Origin of the sequence: Hydrogenophaga sp. ANAO-22 (genome assembly GCF_042466645.1) — a bacterium.
Lineage (GTDB): Bacteria > Pseudomonadota > Gammaproteobacteria > Burkholderiales > Burkholderiaceae_C > Hydrogenophaga.
The window spans coordinates 4,641,310-4,656,287 of the sequence record NZ_CP159956.1 but is presented as its reverse complement, the minus strand read 5'-3'; the positions used below and the strand labels follow the sequence as shown (position 1 = coordinate 4,656,287).

General features: G+C 70.2%; 14 protein-coding genes. All 14 read left to right on the top strand.

The features are described from left to right. The first annotated feature begins 12 nt into the window (after nucleotides 1-12). The 14 genes from ABSY19_RS22475 to ABSY19_RS22410 all read left to right on the top strand — a co-directional run bounded on the left by ABSY19_RS22475 (nucleotide 13) and on the right by ABSY19_RS22410 (nucleotide 14,918). The gene (locus ABSY19_RS22475; RefSeq protein WP_382156089.1) at nucleotides 13-420 is read left to right on the top strand and encodes a MaoC family dehydratase; all 408 of its coding nucleotides are present in this window, start codon (nucleotides 13-15) and stop codon (nucleotides 418-420) included. A gap of 35 nt (nucleotides 421-455) precedes the next feature. Further along, the gene (locus tag ABSY19_RS22470) at nucleotides 456-1,286 is read left to right on the top strand and encodes an SDR family NAD(P)-dependent oxidoreductase (protein ID WP_382156087.1); all 831 of its coding nucleotides are present in this window, start codon (nucleotides 456-458) and stop codon (nucleotides 1,284-1,286) included. Nucleotides 1,287-1,288: 2 nt separating this feature from the next. Next, entirely contained in the window at nucleotides 1,289-2,440 is a 1,152-nt protein-coding gene (locus ABSY19_RS22465) for an acyl-CoA dehydrogenase family protein (RefSeq protein ID WP_382156085.1), read from the top strand. Next, nucleotides 2,440-3,492, top strand: a complete 1,053-nt coding sequence (locus ABSY19_RS22460; RefSeq protein ID WP_382156083.1) for a CaiB/BaiF CoA transferase family protein — start codon at nucleotides 2,440-2,442, stop codon at nucleotides 3,490-3,492. The genes ABSY19_RS22465 and ABSY19_RS22460 overlap by 1 nt, the downstream gene beginning before the upstream one ends. Beyond that, complete coding sequence (locus ABSY19_RS22455; protein ID WP_382156081.1) at nucleotides 3,485-4,276, top strand: ABC transporter ATP-binding protein; 792 nt, start codon at nucleotides 3,485-3,487, stop codon at nucleotides 4,274-4,276. Before ABSY19_RS22460 ends, ABSY19_RS22455 begins: the two co-directional genes overlap by 8 nt. After that, on the top strand, nucleotides 4,273-6,213 hold the full coding sequence (locus ABSY19_RS22450; RefSeq protein WP_382156079.1) for an AMP-dependent synthetase/ligase: 1,941 nt from the start codon (nucleotides 4,273-4,275) through the stop codon (nucleotides 6,211-6,213). Before ABSY19_RS22455 ends, ABSY19_RS22450 begins: the two co-directional genes overlap by 4 nt. A 4-nt stretch (nucleotides 6,214-6,217) precedes the next feature. After that, nucleotides 6,218-7,102 carry a branched-chain amino acid ABC transporter permease gene (locus ABSY19_RS22445; RefSeq protein ID WP_382156077.1) on the top strand — a complete coding sequence of 295 codons (885 nt, stop codon included), beginning with the start codon at nucleotides 6,218-6,220 and terminating at the stop codon, nucleotides 7,100-7,102. After that, complete coding sequence (locus ABSY19_RS22440) at nucleotides 7,102-8,151, top strand: branched-chain amino acid ABC transporter permease (RefSeq protein WP_382156075.1); 1,050 nt, start codon at nucleotides 7,102-7,104, stop codon at nucleotides 8,149-8,151. The genes ABSY19_RS22445 and ABSY19_RS22440 overlap by 1 nt, the downstream gene beginning before the upstream one ends. A 40-nt stretch (nucleotides 8,152-8,191) precedes the next feature. Continuing rightward, nucleotides 8,192-9,421 carry an ABC transporter substrate-binding protein gene (locus ABSY19_RS22435; RefSeq protein WP_382156073.1) on the top strand — a complete coding sequence of 410 codons (1,230 nt, stop codon included), beginning with the start codon at nucleotides 8,192-8,194 and terminating at the stop codon, nucleotides 9,419-9,421. 41 nt (nucleotides 9,422-9,462) lie between these two features. Further along, the gene (locus tag ABSY19_RS22430; RefSeq protein WP_382156071.1) at nucleotides 9,463-10,695 is read left to right on the top strand and encodes an ABC transporter substrate-binding protein; all 1,233 of its coding nucleotides are present in this window, start codon (nucleotides 9,463-9,465) and stop codon (nucleotides 10,693-10,695) included. Nucleotides 10,696-10,703: 8 nt separating this feature from the next. Then, the gene (locus ABSY19_RS22425; RefSeq protein WP_382156069.1) at nucleotides 10,704-11,516 is read left to right on the top strand and encodes an ABC transporter ATP-binding protein; all 813 of its coding nucleotides are present in this window, start codon (nucleotides 10,704-10,706) and stop codon (nucleotides 11,514-11,516) included. Between the two features lie 144 nt (nucleotides 11,517-11,660). Beyond that, nucleotides 11,661-12,452: an enoyl-CoA hydratase-related protein gene (locus ABSY19_RS22420; protein ID WP_382156067.1), complete on the top strand. Its 792-nt coding sequence runs from the start codon at nucleotides 11,661-11,663 to the stop codon at nucleotides 12,450-12,452. 6 nt (nucleotides 12,453-12,458) lie between these two features. Further along, on the top strand, nucleotides 12,459-13,436 hold the full coding sequence (locus ABSY19_RS22415; protein WP_382156064.1) for an NAD(P)H-dependent flavin oxidoreductase: 978 nt from the start codon (nucleotides 12,459-12,461) through the stop codon (nucleotides 13,434-13,436). A 9-nt stretch (nucleotides 13,437-13,445) separates the two neighbouring features. Next, a complete protein-coding gene (locus ABSY19_RS22410) occupies nucleotides 13,446-14,918 on the top strand; it encodes an AMP-binding protein (protein WP_382156061.1) in 1,473 nt (490 codons plus the stop codon). Nucleotides 14,919-14,978 lie beyond the last annotated feature (60 nt).

Genomic DNA, 14,978 nt, shown 5'->3' with positions numbered 1-14,978 from the left:
GAAGAGAACACCATGACCGCATCGATCAAGGTCGGCGACCGCCTGCCCGCCCTGCAACTCCCCCCGGTGGACCGCGCCACGCTCGCGCTGTTCGGCGGCGCCTCGGGCGACCACAACCCCATCCACATCGACCTGGACTTCGCGCGCCGCTCGGGCATGCCCGACGTGTTCGCGCAGGGCATGCTGGGCATGGCCTGGGTGGGCCGGCTCATCACGCAATGGGCGCCGCAGTCGCGCCTGCGCCAGTACGACGCGCGCTTCGCCGGCATCACCCACCTGGGCAACGCCATCACCTGCAGCGGCGAGGTGGTGGAGCTGATGGACCTCGACGGCGAGGCCTGCGCGCGCGTGGCCGTGAGCTCTTCGAATCAATACGGCCAGAACAAGATCGTCGGCGAGGCCATCGTGGCACTGGCCTGAACGCACACCGACACACACAAGAGGAAAGACACAGCATGAGCAAGAAACTCGACGGCAAGGTGGCCCTGATCACGGGCTCGGGGCGCGGCATCGGCCGTGAAATCGCCCTCAAGCTCGCCCAGGACGGCGCGCGCCTGGTGATCAACGACCTCGACGCCGATCCGGCGCAGGAGACCGTGGAGGCCATCAAGGCCCTGGGCGGCGAGGCCGTGGCCTGCGTGGGCAGCGTGACGGCGCCCGATTTTTCGGAGCGCTTCATCGGCACCGCCGTGGAGAACTTCAAGGGCCTGGACATCATCGTCAACAACGCCGGCTACACCTGGGACAACGTGATCCAGAAGATGACCGACGAGCAGTGGTACGCCATCATGGACTGCCACCTCACCGCGCCCTTCCGCATCCTGCGCGCGGCGCAGCCGGTGATCCGCGCACTGTCGAAATCCGAGATGGACAGCGGCGTGCGCAACATGCGCAAGGTGGTGAACATCTCGTCCATGGCCGGGGTCTTCGGCAACGTGGGCCAGTCCAACTACTCGGCGGCCAAGGCCGGCATCATGGGCCTCACGCAGGCGCTGGCCAAGGAATGGGGTCGCATGAACGTGACGGTGAACTGCGTGGCCTTCGGCCTCATCAAGACGCGGCTGACCGGCAGCACCGCCGACGGCGCCACCACGAACATCGACGGGCGCGACATCAAGGTGGGCGTGAACCCCGGCCTGCTGTCGATGATGGAGCAGACCATTCCCCTGGGCCGGGGCGGCACACCGGAAGAAGCCGCGGGCTCGGTGTACCTGTTCTGCATCCCCGAGTCGGACTACGTCAGCGGCCAGACGCTGATCTGCTCCGGCGGCCTCACGGGCATGTGAGCATGCTGCCGCGCCTGCACCAGCATCCCTGGATGGATGCCGACATCGAGGCCTTTCGCGAGCAGGTCCGCCGCTGCGTGGCGGACAAACTCGCACCCAAGCTCGATGCCTGGCGCCGCCAGGGTTTCATTCCCCGCGAGTCCTGGCGCGCCCTGGGCGAGCTGGGCTTCCTGTTGCCCGAGATGCCCGAGGCCTATGGCGGCCCGGGCGCGAGCATCGCCTACCAGCTGGTGGTGCAGGACGAGCTCTCCAAGCAGGAGATCCCGGCCAACACCGGCGTGCACTCCATCGCTTCGCACTACATCCTGGACTACGGCACCGAAGCACAGAAGCAGCGCTGGCTGCCCAGGCTCGTCAGCGGCGAGATGCTGGCCGGCATCGCCATGACCGAACCCGGCGCGGGCTCGGACCTGAAGGCCATCCGCACCAAGGCCCGGCTCGAGGGCGACCACTACGTGGTGGACGGCGCCAAGACCTTCATCACCAACGGCTTCACCGCCAACCTGCTGGTGGTGGTGGTGCGCACGGGCGAGGCCGGTGCCAAGGGCGTCTCGCTGCTGGTGATGGAAACCGAGAACCTGCCCGGCTTCAGCGTGGGCCGGCGACTGGAGAAGCTGGGCCAGCACGCCTCGGACACCGCCGAGCTGTCCTTCGACGGCGTGCGCGTGCCGGCTTCGCAGCTGCTCGGCGGCCAGGAAGGCGAAGGCTTCAAGCAGCTCATGAGCCAGCTCACCTACGAGCGCCTGCTGCTCGCGGTGAACGCGGCGGCGGTGATCGAGCGCGCGGTGGAGCTCACGGTGGACTACACCAAGCAGCGCAAGGCCTTCGGCCAGGCGCTGGCCGACTTCCAGAACACCCGCTTCAAGCTGGCCGAGTGCGCCACCATGGCGCACGTGGTGCGCACCTTCGTGAACGACTGCATCCAGCGCCAGCTGGACGGCACGCTGGACAACGAGGCCGCCTACATGGCCAAGTGGTGGTGCTCGGAGCAGCAGGGCAAGGTGACGGACGAATGCCTGCAGCTCTTCGGCGGCTACGGCTACATGGCCGAGTACCCGATCGCCCGGCTCTACGCCGATTCGCGCGTGCAGCGCATCTACGGCGGCGCCAACGAGATCATGAAAGACCTGATCGCGCGCAAGGTGCTCGGCTGATGCAACCGCTGAACCACCTCCACGTGATCGAGTTCGAAGGCATCGGCCCCGGCCCGCTGTGCGGCCGGGTGCTGGCGGACCTGGGCGCGCGCGTCACCGTGATCGCGCGGCCGGGCACCTCCTCCGTGGTCGACAAGCTCTCGGGCGGCGGGCAACCGCCGCTGCGCGAAGGCAAGACCGTGGTCGAACTCAACCTCAAGCACCCCGACGACGTGACCCAGGCCCTGGGCCTGGTGGCCAGCGCGGACGCGCTGATCGAAGGCAACCGCCCGGGCGTGATGGAGCGCCTGGGCCTCGGCCCTGCCGCCTGCGCGGCGGTGAACCCGAAACTGGTCTACGGCCGCATGACGGGCTGGGGCCAGCAGGGCCCGCTGGCGCAGGCGGCCGGGCACGACATCAACTACGTGGCGCTCAGCGGCATGCTTTCGCTGTCGGCGGTGCACGGCCAGCTGCCCGTGTCGCCGCCCACGGTGCTGGGCGATGCCGGTGGCGCGCTCGGCCTGGCGCTGGGCATCGTCAGCGGTGTGCTGCAGGCGCGCCAGAGCGGCCAGGGCTGCGTGGTGGACGCCGCCATCGTGGACGTGGTCGCCATGCTCGGCGGCCTGGCGCAATGGATCGCCGGCACCGGCGGCCTGGGTGGCCAAGGCAACGACCGGCCCAGCGTGTTCCACGACTCGCCGTTCTACGACGTCTACCGCTGCGCGGACGGCGGCTTCGTCACGCTGGGCGCGATCGAGCCGCAGTTCTACGCGCTGCTGGTGAAGAAGCTCGGCCTCACCGACGTGGACCCGGCCGCCCAGTTCGACACCACGGCCTGGCCGGCCTTGAAAGCGCGCCTGCGCGCCCTCTTCCTCACGCAGCCGCGCCAGCACTGGTGCGATCTGCTCGAAGGCACGGACGCCTGCTTCGCCCCGGTGCTCACGCTGGACGAGGCCGCCCGCCACCCGCACAACGTGGTGCGCGGCCTGTACGCGCCGACGCCGTCGGGCGAACGCCGCACCGGCGCCGCGCCCCGCTTCACCCCCTTGCAAGAGGTCCCTACCCATGACTGAAGCCCGGCGTTCCCACGCCGCCATGCTGGAGGCGCGCGACCTCACGCTGAAATTCGGCGGCGTCACCGCGCTGTCCGAGATTTCGGTGGACATCGGCCACCAGGAGCTGGTGGCCCTCATCGGCCCCAACGGCGCGGGCAAGAGCTCGCTGCTCAACGTGCTCTCGGGCTTCTACCGCCCGAGCACCGGCATCGTGCGGTTCGAAGGCCAGGACATCGGCCGCTGGCCGGTGCACCGCGTGGCCCAGGCCGGCCTGGCGCGCACCTTCCAGGGCACGCACCTGCTGCCGCACATGAGCGTGCTCGACAACATCCTGGTCGGCCGCTACATGCACATGAAGAGCACGCTGACCACGGCCTTCCTCTACTACCCCTTCGCGCACCGCGAAGAGGTGGCGCACCGCGCCGTGGCCGAGGAGATCCTGGGCTTTCTGGAACTCGAACACCTGCGCCACCACACGGTGGGCACGCTGGGCTACGGCATGCGCAAGCGCGTGGACCTGGGCCGCGCGCTGGCCATGGAGCCGCGCATGCTGCTGCTGGACGAGCCCATGGCCGGCATGAACAGCGAAGAGAAGGAAGACCTGGCGCGTTTCATTCTGGACATCCGCGAATCGCGGCAGATCCCGGTGGTGCTGGTGGAGCACGACATGGGTGTGGTGATGGACATCGCCGACCGCGTGATCGTGCTGAACTTCGGCCGCAAGATCGCCGACGCCTCGCCCGCCGCCGTGCAGAAGGACGAGAACGTGATCTCTGCCTACCTGGGGGGAGCCCACGCATGAGCGCGACCCTGAACAAGACCCCGCAGACCCTGCCGCAATGGCTGCTGCACAACGCGGCCACGCGCGGCGGCGAGGTGGCGCAGCGCCACAAGCGCGACGGCGTGTGGCACGAATTCACCTGGACCGACGTGCGCGACGAAGTGCGCGCCCTCGCCCTGGGCCTGCGCGCCCGTGGTGTTCAGCGCGGCCAGACCGTGGTGCTGCTGAGCGAGAACCGGCCCGAACTCTACTGGGCCGAATGGGCCGCGATGGCGGTGGGCGCCAAGGTGGTGGCGCTCTACCCCGACGCGGCGGAAGCCGAGGTCGACTACATCGTGGCCGACGCGCAGGCGGTCTGCGTGTTCGCCGAAGACCAGGAGCAGGTGGACAAGGTGCTGCCCGTGATGGCGCGCCACGGCGGCCTGCACACCGTGGTGTGGTGGGAGTCGGGCGGCCTGTGGTCGTACCGGCACGAAGGCCTGCTGGGCTGGGACGCGTTCCGCGCGCCGGCCGAGGACGCGGCCTGGTTCGAGCAGGCGGTGGCCCAGGGCCAGGCGAGCGACATCGCCGTGCTGTCCTACACCTCGGGCACCACCGGCGCGCCCAAGGGCGTGATCACCACACACGCCTCGCTGATGCACAACGCCGAGCTGATCGGCCAGACCATGCAGGTGCCCGAGGGCGGCGAGTACCTGTCGTACATTCCGCTCTCGTGGGCCACCGAGCAGTGGGTGGGCGTGACCATGGGCCTGATGCGCCCGCTGCGCGTGAACTTCGCCGAGCGGCCGGACCAGATCCAGGAAGCGATCCGCGAGCTGGCCTGCGAGATGGTGTTCTTCGGCCCGCGCCAGTGGGAAAGCCTGGCCGCGCGCGTGCATGCCCGCATGCTCGACGCCGCGCCCTGGCGCCAGAAGGTGGTGGACTGGGGCCTGCGCATCGGCAAGCTGGCGCGCGCGGACCAGATGGACACCCGCGCGCGCTCCTGGTGGGTGCGCGCCCAGCTGCCGCTGGCCGACGCGCTGGTGCTGCGCCCGCTGCGCGAGCAGCTGGGCCTGAAACGCGCGCGCATCGCCTTCACCGGCGGCGCGGCGGTGGCGCCCGACATCTTCCGCCTGTTCGCCGCCATGGGCGTGATGCTGCGCAACGTGTACGGCTGCAGCGAGTTCGGCCTGATCACGGTGCACCAGGGCGAGCGCGTCAACGCAGAGACCATCGGCGAGACCGTGGCCATGGCCAGCGCCTGGGGCGTGCCGATGGAATGGCGCGTGACCGACGGTGGCGGGCTCGAAGTGCGCGGCGGCGCGGGCTTCTCGGGCTACTGGGGCAAGCCCGAGAAGAGCGCCGAGAAGATGAACGAAGGCTGGTTCCAGACCGGCGACGCGGTGGGCCAGGGCCCCAGCGGCAACGAGCTCATCTACTACGACCGCGTGGAGCACATGAACCGGCTGCAGGGAGGCCACCTGTTCTCCAAGCAGTTCATCGAGGTGCGGCTGCGCTTCTCGCCCTACATCCGCGAGGTGATGGTGGTAGGCGACCCCACGCGCTCGCACGTGACCGCGCTGGTGAACATCGACGGCGAGGTGTTCGGCCGCTGGGCCGAGCGCAACGGCGTGTCGTTCACCACCTTCACCGACCTGTCGCAGCGCCCCGAGGTGCTGGCGCAGGTGGCCAAGGAGATCGCCAGCGTGAACCGCACGCTGCCCGAGGCCGCGCGCCTGAAGCACTTCGTGAACCTGCCCAAGGAGCTGGACGCCGACGAGGGCGAGCTCACGCGCACCCGCAAGCTCAAGCGCGACTTCATCGAGCAGCGCTACGGCGCGCTGATCGACGCGATGTACGGCGAGCGGCCCGGCACCACCATCGAAATCCCCGTGCGCTACCAGGACGGCCGCGCCGGCGTGCTGCGCGCCGACGTGACCACCGGCCATGTGCCGGCCGCGCGCGCCCAGGAGACCTGACCCCATGACCGACTTCTTCAACTACCTCTTCAACGGCTTCCTGCAAGGCCAGATCTACGCCCTGCTGGCGCTGGGCTTCATGGTGATCTACCGCGCCAGCAAGGTGTTCAACTTCGCGCAGGGCGAGCTGATGATGCTCGGCGCCTACGCGGTGTGGACGCTCACGCTGGGCGCCAACCTCCCGCCCTGGCTGGCGATTCCGCTGGCCTTCGTCTGCGCGCTGGTCTACGGCTGGCTGATCGAGCGGCTGTTCTTCGAGCGGCTGGTGGGCGAGTCGGTGTTCTCCATGGTGATGGTGACCATCGGCCTGGTGATCCTGATCCGCGGCATCGTGCTGGTGGTGTGGGGCGCGGCGGACCGCCAGTTTCCCGTGCTGCTGCCGCCCACGCCCTTCATCGTCGGCGACATGATCTTCCCGTCGTCGCTGGTGATCGGCGCCGTGCTCACGCTGGTGGTCACGGTGGGCATGTCGTGGTTCTTCAACCGCACCCGCGCCGGCCTCACGCTGACCGCCGTGGCGGAAGAGCCCACCACCGCGATCTCGCTCGGCATCTCGGTCAAGCGCGCCGTCACCCTGGCCTGGATGATGGGTTCGGTGATCGCCACGGCCGGCGCCATCGTGCTGCTCAGCGGCCGCTCGCTCACGGTGGGCACGGCCGACGTGGCGCTGGCCGCGCTGCCGGTGGCGCTGCTCGCCGGCCTCGAATCCATCGGCGGGCTGATCCTGGCCGGTGCCATCGTCGGCATCGTGCAGGCCCTGGTGGCGGCCTATGTGGACCCTGCGATCGGCGGCTCGGCCTCGTCCATCGTGCCCTTTGTTTTCATGCTGCTGATCCTGCTGGTGCGCCCCACCGGCCTGTTCGGCTGGCGCCATGTGGAGCGTGTGTGATGGACCCGTCCGGCATTTTCTTCACCAGCCACGCGGGCGACCGCTCCCTGATCCGCACGCGCGCGCAGTGGGTGGGCCTGCTGATCCTGCTGCTCGTGCTGGCCACGCTGCCCTGGTGGGCCTCGGACCGCTGGGTCAGCATCGGCTACACCACCTTCATCACCGCCGTGGCCGTGATCGGCCTGCAGATCTGCACCGGCTACGCGGGGCAGATCAACCTGGGGCAGTCGGCCTTCATGGGGGTGGGCGCCTACGGCGCGGCGCTGGCCATGTCGGCCGGGTGGGACGCGCTCGCGGCGCTGCTCATCGGCGGCGCGGGCGCGGCCCTCTTCGGCGTGATGTTCGGCCTGACGGCCGCGCGCATCAAGGGCTTCTACCTCGCGCTCACCACCATCGCGGCGCAGGCGCTGTTCCACTTCCTGGTGCTGAACCTGCCGCAGGCCTGGCTGGGCGGCGCGGGCGGCCTGCACGTGGAGTCGGCCACCGCCCTGGGCATCTCGCTGAACAACGACCGCGCGATCTACGGTTTCTCGTTCATCGTGCTGGTGGTCATGACCATCGGGGCCTTCGGCATCGTGCGCTCGCGCCACGGCCGCAGCTTCGAGGCGGTGCGCGACGACGACGTGGCCGCCGGGATGATGGGCATCCCCGTGGCCGCCACCAAGGCGCGCGCCTTCCTGGTCAGCGCCTTCTACGCCGGCGTGGCCGGCGGCCTGTGGGTGGTGGCGCTGCGGCACGTGTCGGTGGAGCAGTTCACGCTGTTCAACGCCATCTGGATGATCGCCATGATGATCGTCGGCGGCCTGGGCTCCATCGTGGGGGCGCTGATCGGCACCGTGCTGATCCAGCTGGCGCGCGAGGGCGTGACCAGCCTGGGCCCGAGCGTCATCCAGTGGGTGCCCGCCGTGGGGCAGGACTTCGTCTTCGCCGCCATGAACGTGCTGCTGGGCACCGTGATCATCCTTTTCCTGCTGTTCGAGCCCAAGGGCGTGATGCACCGCGTGCAGATCACCAAGCAGGCGTACCGACTCTGGCCGTTCCCGTACTGACCGCCGGGGGGCGGCACCCATCACGACAACAGGAGACAACATGCAAACACTCAAGAGCTGGGCGGCCCGCACCGCCACCGTGGCCGGGCTGTGTCTGTCGGCGGCCCTGCCGGCCACGGCGCAGACCGTGTACCAGGTGCCCGCGATGTCCGATTTCTCCGGGCCGTTCTCGTCCATCATGCCGATGATGGCCGGCGGCCGCGAGGCGGTGGCGACCTGGTGGAACGCCGAAGTGGGCGCCAAGATGGGCGTGAAGGTCGAAGTGAAGAGCTACGACACGCGCTACGACGCCGCGCAGACCGCCAGCCTGTGGCCCGGCGTGCTCGCCACCAAACCGCTGGTGGGCCTCTCGGCCGGCGGGCCGGACACCGCCGCGCTGCAGCAGCGCCTGCCCACCGACAAGGTGGTGATGATCTCCGGCTCGGCAGCCAACGGCTCGGGTTGGCGCCCCAACCAGTGGGTGCTCACGCCCCGGCCCACCTTCGTGCACGAGATCGCCGGCTTCATCGAGTGGTACCAGAAGACCAAGACGCCGGGCCGCCCGGTGAAGGTGGCGATGTTCACCACCGAGGCATCGCCCAGCTTTGCCGACATGGCCAAGGGCGTGTCGGCCTACGCCAAGGCCAGCCCCAACGTGATGAACCTGGTGGAGATGGTCTTCGTGGACGTGCAGCCCACCGACGTGACGCTGCAGCTGCGCCGCGTGCTCAACGCGGGCGCCGAGGTGATCCTGGTGCCGACCAACATCCAGCAGGCGGTGGCGGTGAAGCGCGCCATGCAGGCCCTGGGCAAGAACGTGCCCATCGTGCATGGCCTGCAGAACTCGCCCGGCATGTTGCAGAAACTGGTGGGCAGCATGGCCGCCATGGAAGGCGACTACGAGGTGCACGGCGGCGTGATCACCAGCGAGGAAGACACCGAAGCCAAGCGCTTCTACGACCTGCTGGTGGCCAAACACGGCATGAAGGTGCCCTGGCACGCCATCACCTCGCTGGGCATGACGCAGACGCTGCTGGCGGTGCGCGCCATCGAGGTGGCCGCGAAGAAGCATGGCCCCGACAAGCTCAGCGGCGAGCTGATCTACAGCACGCTGATCGAGACCACCTTCCCAGCCAAGGACTTCTTCGGCCTCACCGGCGGCGACCTCGACTTCTCGGTGGAGGCGCCCTTCCCCACCAAGGACCCGCGCATCAACGTGGGCCAGGTGGTGGGCGGCAAGCTCGTCACCGTGGCCAAGGGCGTGCCCGTGCCCAGGCTGGGCAAGTGGTGAGCCGCTTTTTCCGCAGACCTTCATACCAACCAGGAGACGTCATGAAAGCACTGAAACACTGGGCCACCCAGGCCGCCCTGCTGGCGGGCATCGCCGCCTCGGCCGTCGCGCCCGCCGGCGCGCAGACCGTGTACCAGATCCCGGCCCTGTCCGACTACTCGGGCCCGTTCGCGGCCATCATGCCCATGGTGGGCCCGGGCCGCGAAGGCGTGGTGAACTGGTGGAACGCGGAAGTGGGCAACAAGCTGGGCGTGAAGCTCGAGCTCAAGACCTACGACACGCGCTACGACACCGCGCAGACCGCCAGCCTGTGGCCCGGCGTGCTGGCCACCAAGCCGGTGATCGGCCTCTCGCTCGGCGGCCCCGACACCTCGGCCCTGCAACAGCGCCTGCCCACCGACAGGGTGCCCATGATCCTGGGCTCGGCGGCCAACGGCTTCGGCTGGCGCCCCAACCAGTGGGTGCTGGCCACGCGGCCGACCTTCGTGCATGAAGTCTCCGGCTTCATCGACTGGTTCCAGAAAACCAAGACCCCGGGCCGCCCGGTCAAGGTGGCGATGTTCACCACCGAAGCCTCGCCCACCTTCGCCGACATGGGCAAGGGCATCATCGCCTACGCGAAGGCCAACCCCAACGTGGTGACCCTGGTCGAGATGGTGTACGTGGAGCCCCAGCCGGCCGACGTGACGCTGCAACTGCGCCGCGTGCTCAACGCCGGTGCCGAGGTGGTGCTGGTGCCCTCCAACATCCAGCAGGCGGTGGCGGTGAAGCGCGCCATGCAGACCCTGGGCAAGAACGTGCCCATCGTCTACAGCCTGCAGAACTCGCCCGCCATGCTGCAGAAGCTGCTGGGCAGCCTGTCGGCCATGGACGGGGACTACGAAGTGCACGCCGGCGTGATCGCCACCGACGAGGACACCGAGGCCAAGAAGTTCTACGACATGCTGGTGGCCAAGTACGGCGTGAAGGCGCCCTGGCACTCGATCACCACCATCGGCATCAACCAGACCCTGGTGCTGGTGCGCGCGGTGGAGGCGGCGGCGAAGAAGCACGGCGGCGACAAGCTCACCGGCGAGATGCTCTACAACACGCTGATCGAGACCCACTTCCCGGCCAAGGACTTCTTCGGCTTCACCGGCGGCGGCGACATCGACTTCTCGGTCGAGGCCCCCTTCCCCATCAAGGACCCGCGCGTCAACATCGGCCAGGTGGTGGGCGGCAAGCTGACCACGGTGGCCCGGGGCGTGCCGGTGCCCAAGCTGGCGAAGTGGTGAGCGAGAGCGTGGCCGTGTCAGACCAAGCGCTGATCGCCCTCAACAACGTCGAGGTGCTCTACGCCGACGTGATCCTTTCGCTGAAAGGCATCACGCTGGAAGTGGCCGCCGGAGGTTGCACCGTGCTGCTCGGCCCCAACGGAGCCGGCAAGAGCACCACCCTCAAGACCATCTCCGGCATGCTGGACGTGGAGGAAGGCCGCGTCGCCTCGGGCAACGTGCGCATGCTGGGCCAGGACATCACCGGCGCGTCCGCCGAGCGGATGGTGGCCGACGGCGTGGTGCACGTGGTCGAAGGCCGCAAGGTGCTGCGCCACATGACCGCCGAGCAGAACCTGGTGGTGGGCGGGCACCGGCTCACGCGCATGGCCGATGTGAAGCAAGGGCTGGAGCGGGTCTACGGCCTGATCCCGCGCCTGGCCGAGCTGCGCACGCGCACCGCCGGCTACCTCTCGGGCGGTGAACAGCAGCTGCTGCTGATCGGCCGCGCCATGATGGCCCAACCCAAGCTGCTGATGATCGACGAGCCCTCGCTGGGCCTGGCGCCCATGATGGTGAGCGAGATCTTCGGCCTGCTGGCCAAGCTGCGCGCCGAGGGCGTGTCGCTGCTGATCGTGGAGCAGCACGCCCAGGCCGCGCTGGAGCTGGCCGACCACGGCTACATCCTGGAAAACGGCCGCGTGGTGCTCGAAGGCACGGCCGCCGAGCTGCGCGCCAACGAGGACATCCAGGAGTTCTACCTGGGCCACCAGGCCAGCGGCGAGCGGCGCAACTACCGCGAAGTCAAACACTACCGCCGGAGAAAGAGATGGCTGGGCTGACGCCCACCCCCCGCGCCGCCTTCGGCGTCACCCCCCGGGGGCGATGCCTGCCGACTGGCGAAGCCAGATCGGCGGCATCTCTGGAGGGGGCATTTCAAGCGTTGCGTGTCGTGCTTCGATGCGCTGGACAAACGGAACAACACCATGACAGAGATGAATGGCATCGAATGGAACGTGGACGGCCAGGGCGTGGGGCGCATCGTGCTCAACCGGCCCGAACACAACAACGCGCTGGGCCCGTCGAACGCGCCCGCGCTGGTGCGCGCCATCGACGAGGTGCTCGCGGGGCAACCGCGCGCCGTGGTGATCGAGGCGCGCGGGCCGATCTTCTGCGCGGGTGGCGACATCCGCGAATTCGTGAAGGCAGGCGACCGGCTCGATGAGCTGGTGGACGAGATCCTCGACGAGCTGCTGCCGGGTTACCTCAAGCTCGCGCAGGCCACCTGCCCCATCGTCACGGTGGTGGGCGGCCCAGTGGGCGGCGCGGGCGTGGGCCTGGCGCTGTGCGGCGACTTCGTGCTCGCCAGCGACACCATGAAGCTGCGCACGGGGTACGCGGCGATCGGTCTCTCACCCGACGTGGGCGCTTCCTACTTCCTCGCGCGGCGCGTGGGCCCGGTGCGCGCGCAGCAGTGGCTGATGCTCAGCGACCCCATCGACGCCGCGCAATGCCTGGCCGCCGGGGCGGTGGACCAGGTGTTTCCCGCCGCCGAACTGGAGGCCGCCGCGCAGGCCCTGGTGCAGCGCCTGTGCGCCTCGGCGCCGGCCTCGCTCTCGGCCATGAAGCGGCTCTCGCTCGAAGGCCCCGCGCTCTCGCTGCAGGCCTACCTCTCGCTGGAGCAGCAGTTGCTGAAAGCCTGCGCCCGCACCGCCGACGCGCGCGAAGGCACCTCGGCCTTCGTGGCCAAGCGCGCGCCCATGTTCACCGGCCGCTGAGTCGCCATGGCCCTGCCCGCCGAATGGCGCACGCGCCTGCGGCTGCCGCTGATCGCGGCGCCCATGCTGCACGTGTCCGGGCCGGCGCTGGTGGCGGCTGCCTGCCGCGCGGGCGTGATCGGCGCCTTCCCGGCCGCCAACTGCCGCCGGCACGGTGAACTGGCGGCGTGGATCGCCAGCATCCGCGAGGCCATCGGCGACACCACGAAGGCCGCGCCCTTCGCCGTCAACCTCATCGTGCGCAGCGCCACGCTCGCCGACGACCTCGCCTGCGTGCTGCGCGAGAAGGTGGAACTCGTGATCACCAGCGTGGGCTCGCCAGCCGCGCTGGTGGAGCCGCTGCACGGTGCGGGCTGCCGCGTGTTCGCCGACGTGGCCACGCTGGCGCACGCCGAGAAGGCGCTGGCCGCCGGCGTGGACGGTCTGGTGCTGCTGTGCGCGGGCGCGGGCGGGCAGACCGGCTGGGTCAGCCCCTTCGCCGGCGTGCGCTCGCTGCGCGCGCTGTTCGACGGCCCGCTGGTGATCGCCGGCGGCCTGAGCGACGGCCACGCGCTGTGGGCCGCGCAGGCCCTGGGCGCCGACCTCGGCTACATGGGCACGCGCTTCATCGCCACGCCCGAGAGCCTGGCGAACGAGGCCCACCGGCGCATGCTGGTGGACGCGGGCTGGGACGACATCGTGCCGTCCAGCGCATTCACCGGGCTGCCGGTGAACTGGCTGCGCGCCTCCCTCGTCGATGCGGGCCTCGACCCCGATGCGCTCGATGCCAGCGCCTTGAAAGCCGACGCCGCGGAGCTGTACGGCACCCGCGACACCCAGCAGCACCCCAGGCGCTGGACCGAGCTCTTCAGCGCCGGCCACTCGGTGGCCGGCGTGCACGGCGTGTTGCCCGTCGCCGCGCTGGTGGACGAACTCGCCGGCCAATACGATGCCGCGCGCCAGCGCGGCCTGGGTTTCGCACCCGCCGGTCCCTCCCGTGACTAGGATGACCCCATGACCTCCGCCCTGCCCACGCTGATCGACCTGCTCGCGCACAACGCCGTGGCCCACGCCGACCGCCCCGCCGTGATCGACGACGGCGCGCCGCAGTCCCACACCATGCTCTACGAGGCCGTGCAGCGGCAGGCCGCCGCGCTGTCGGCCCTGGGAGTCGGCCAGGGCGACCGCGTGGTGCTGATCGCCGGCAACCGCGCCGAGGTGCTGGTGATGCTGGGAGCGCTGGCCTGGCTGGGCGCGATGCTGGTGCCGCTGAACCTGCGGCTCTCGCCGGCCGAAATGGCCCAGCAGGCGCGCGACGCCGCACCGGCGCTGGCCGTGGTGGATGCCGCCTGCGCGCCCTTGTGGCAGGCGGCCTGGCCCGAGGGCATGCCCGGCGTGCCCACGGTGGTGCTCGGCGCGGCGAACTGGCCTTCGCTCGCCGTCGCCGGCCCGCCCACCGCGCCCCCGGTGGCACGGCGGGACGCGCCGGAACTCGGCGCGGCCATGCTGTTCACCGCCGCCGTGGAAGGCCACGCGCGCGGCGCGGTGCTGGCGCAGTCGCAGCTCACCGCCTCGGCCCGGCAGATCGGCGAGGTGTGGTCACTCGGCACGGACGACCGCTGGCTCGGTGTGCTGCCGCTGTTCCACGCGGCCGGCATCGGCCTCTCGCTCGCCTTGCTGGCCGCGGGCGGCGCCTGTGTGCTGCTGCCGCGCTTCGACCCGGCCGCCGCCGTGGCGGCGGTGGAACAACACCAGGTCACCGTGAGCGCCACCTTCGCGCCCATGCTCGGCGCCATGCTCGACGCGGCCCAGGCCAGCGGCGCTTCGCTGGCCAGCCTGCGCATCGGCATGGGCCTGGAACCCCCGGCCACGCTGGAGCGCCTGGCCGCGCTGTGCCCGGGCGCCGGCTTCTGGTCGGCCTATGGCCAGGCCGAGGTGTCGAGCATGGTGTGCCTGGGTCTGCAAAGCGAACGCCCCGGCGCCGCCGGCCGCGCCGTGCCGCCCTCGCAGATCCGCATCCAGGACGCGGCCGGCCAGCCCGTGGCCGCCGGCGTGGAAGGCGAGATCGCGGTGCGCGGCCCCACGGTGTTCCTGGGCTACTGGGACGTGGCGCAGCAACGCCCCTTCAAGCCCGCCGACCCCTGGCACCGCACCGGCGACCTGGGCCGCCTCGATGGGGACGGCTGGCTGTGGTTCACCGGCCGCGCGGCGCACAAGCAACTCATCAAGAGCGGCGGTGAAAACGTCTACCCGGCCGAGGTGGAACAGGTGCTGCTCGAACACCCGGCCGTGGCCGAGGCCTTCGTGTTCGGCCGGGCGGATGAGAAATGGGGCGAGGCCGTGCACGCGGCCTGCGCGCTCAAGCCCGGCGCGGCAGCCACCGAAGCCGAGCTGATCGGTTTCGTGGAACAGCGGCTGGCGCGCTACAAGCGGCCGCAACGCGTGAGCTTCGGGCCCGCGCCACTGGAACGCGTGGCGCGGACCTGAGCAGCGCCTGCCGGTGCTTCGAGGGCTCGCCGGGGTCGGGCCACCATGCGGCGCGCGGAA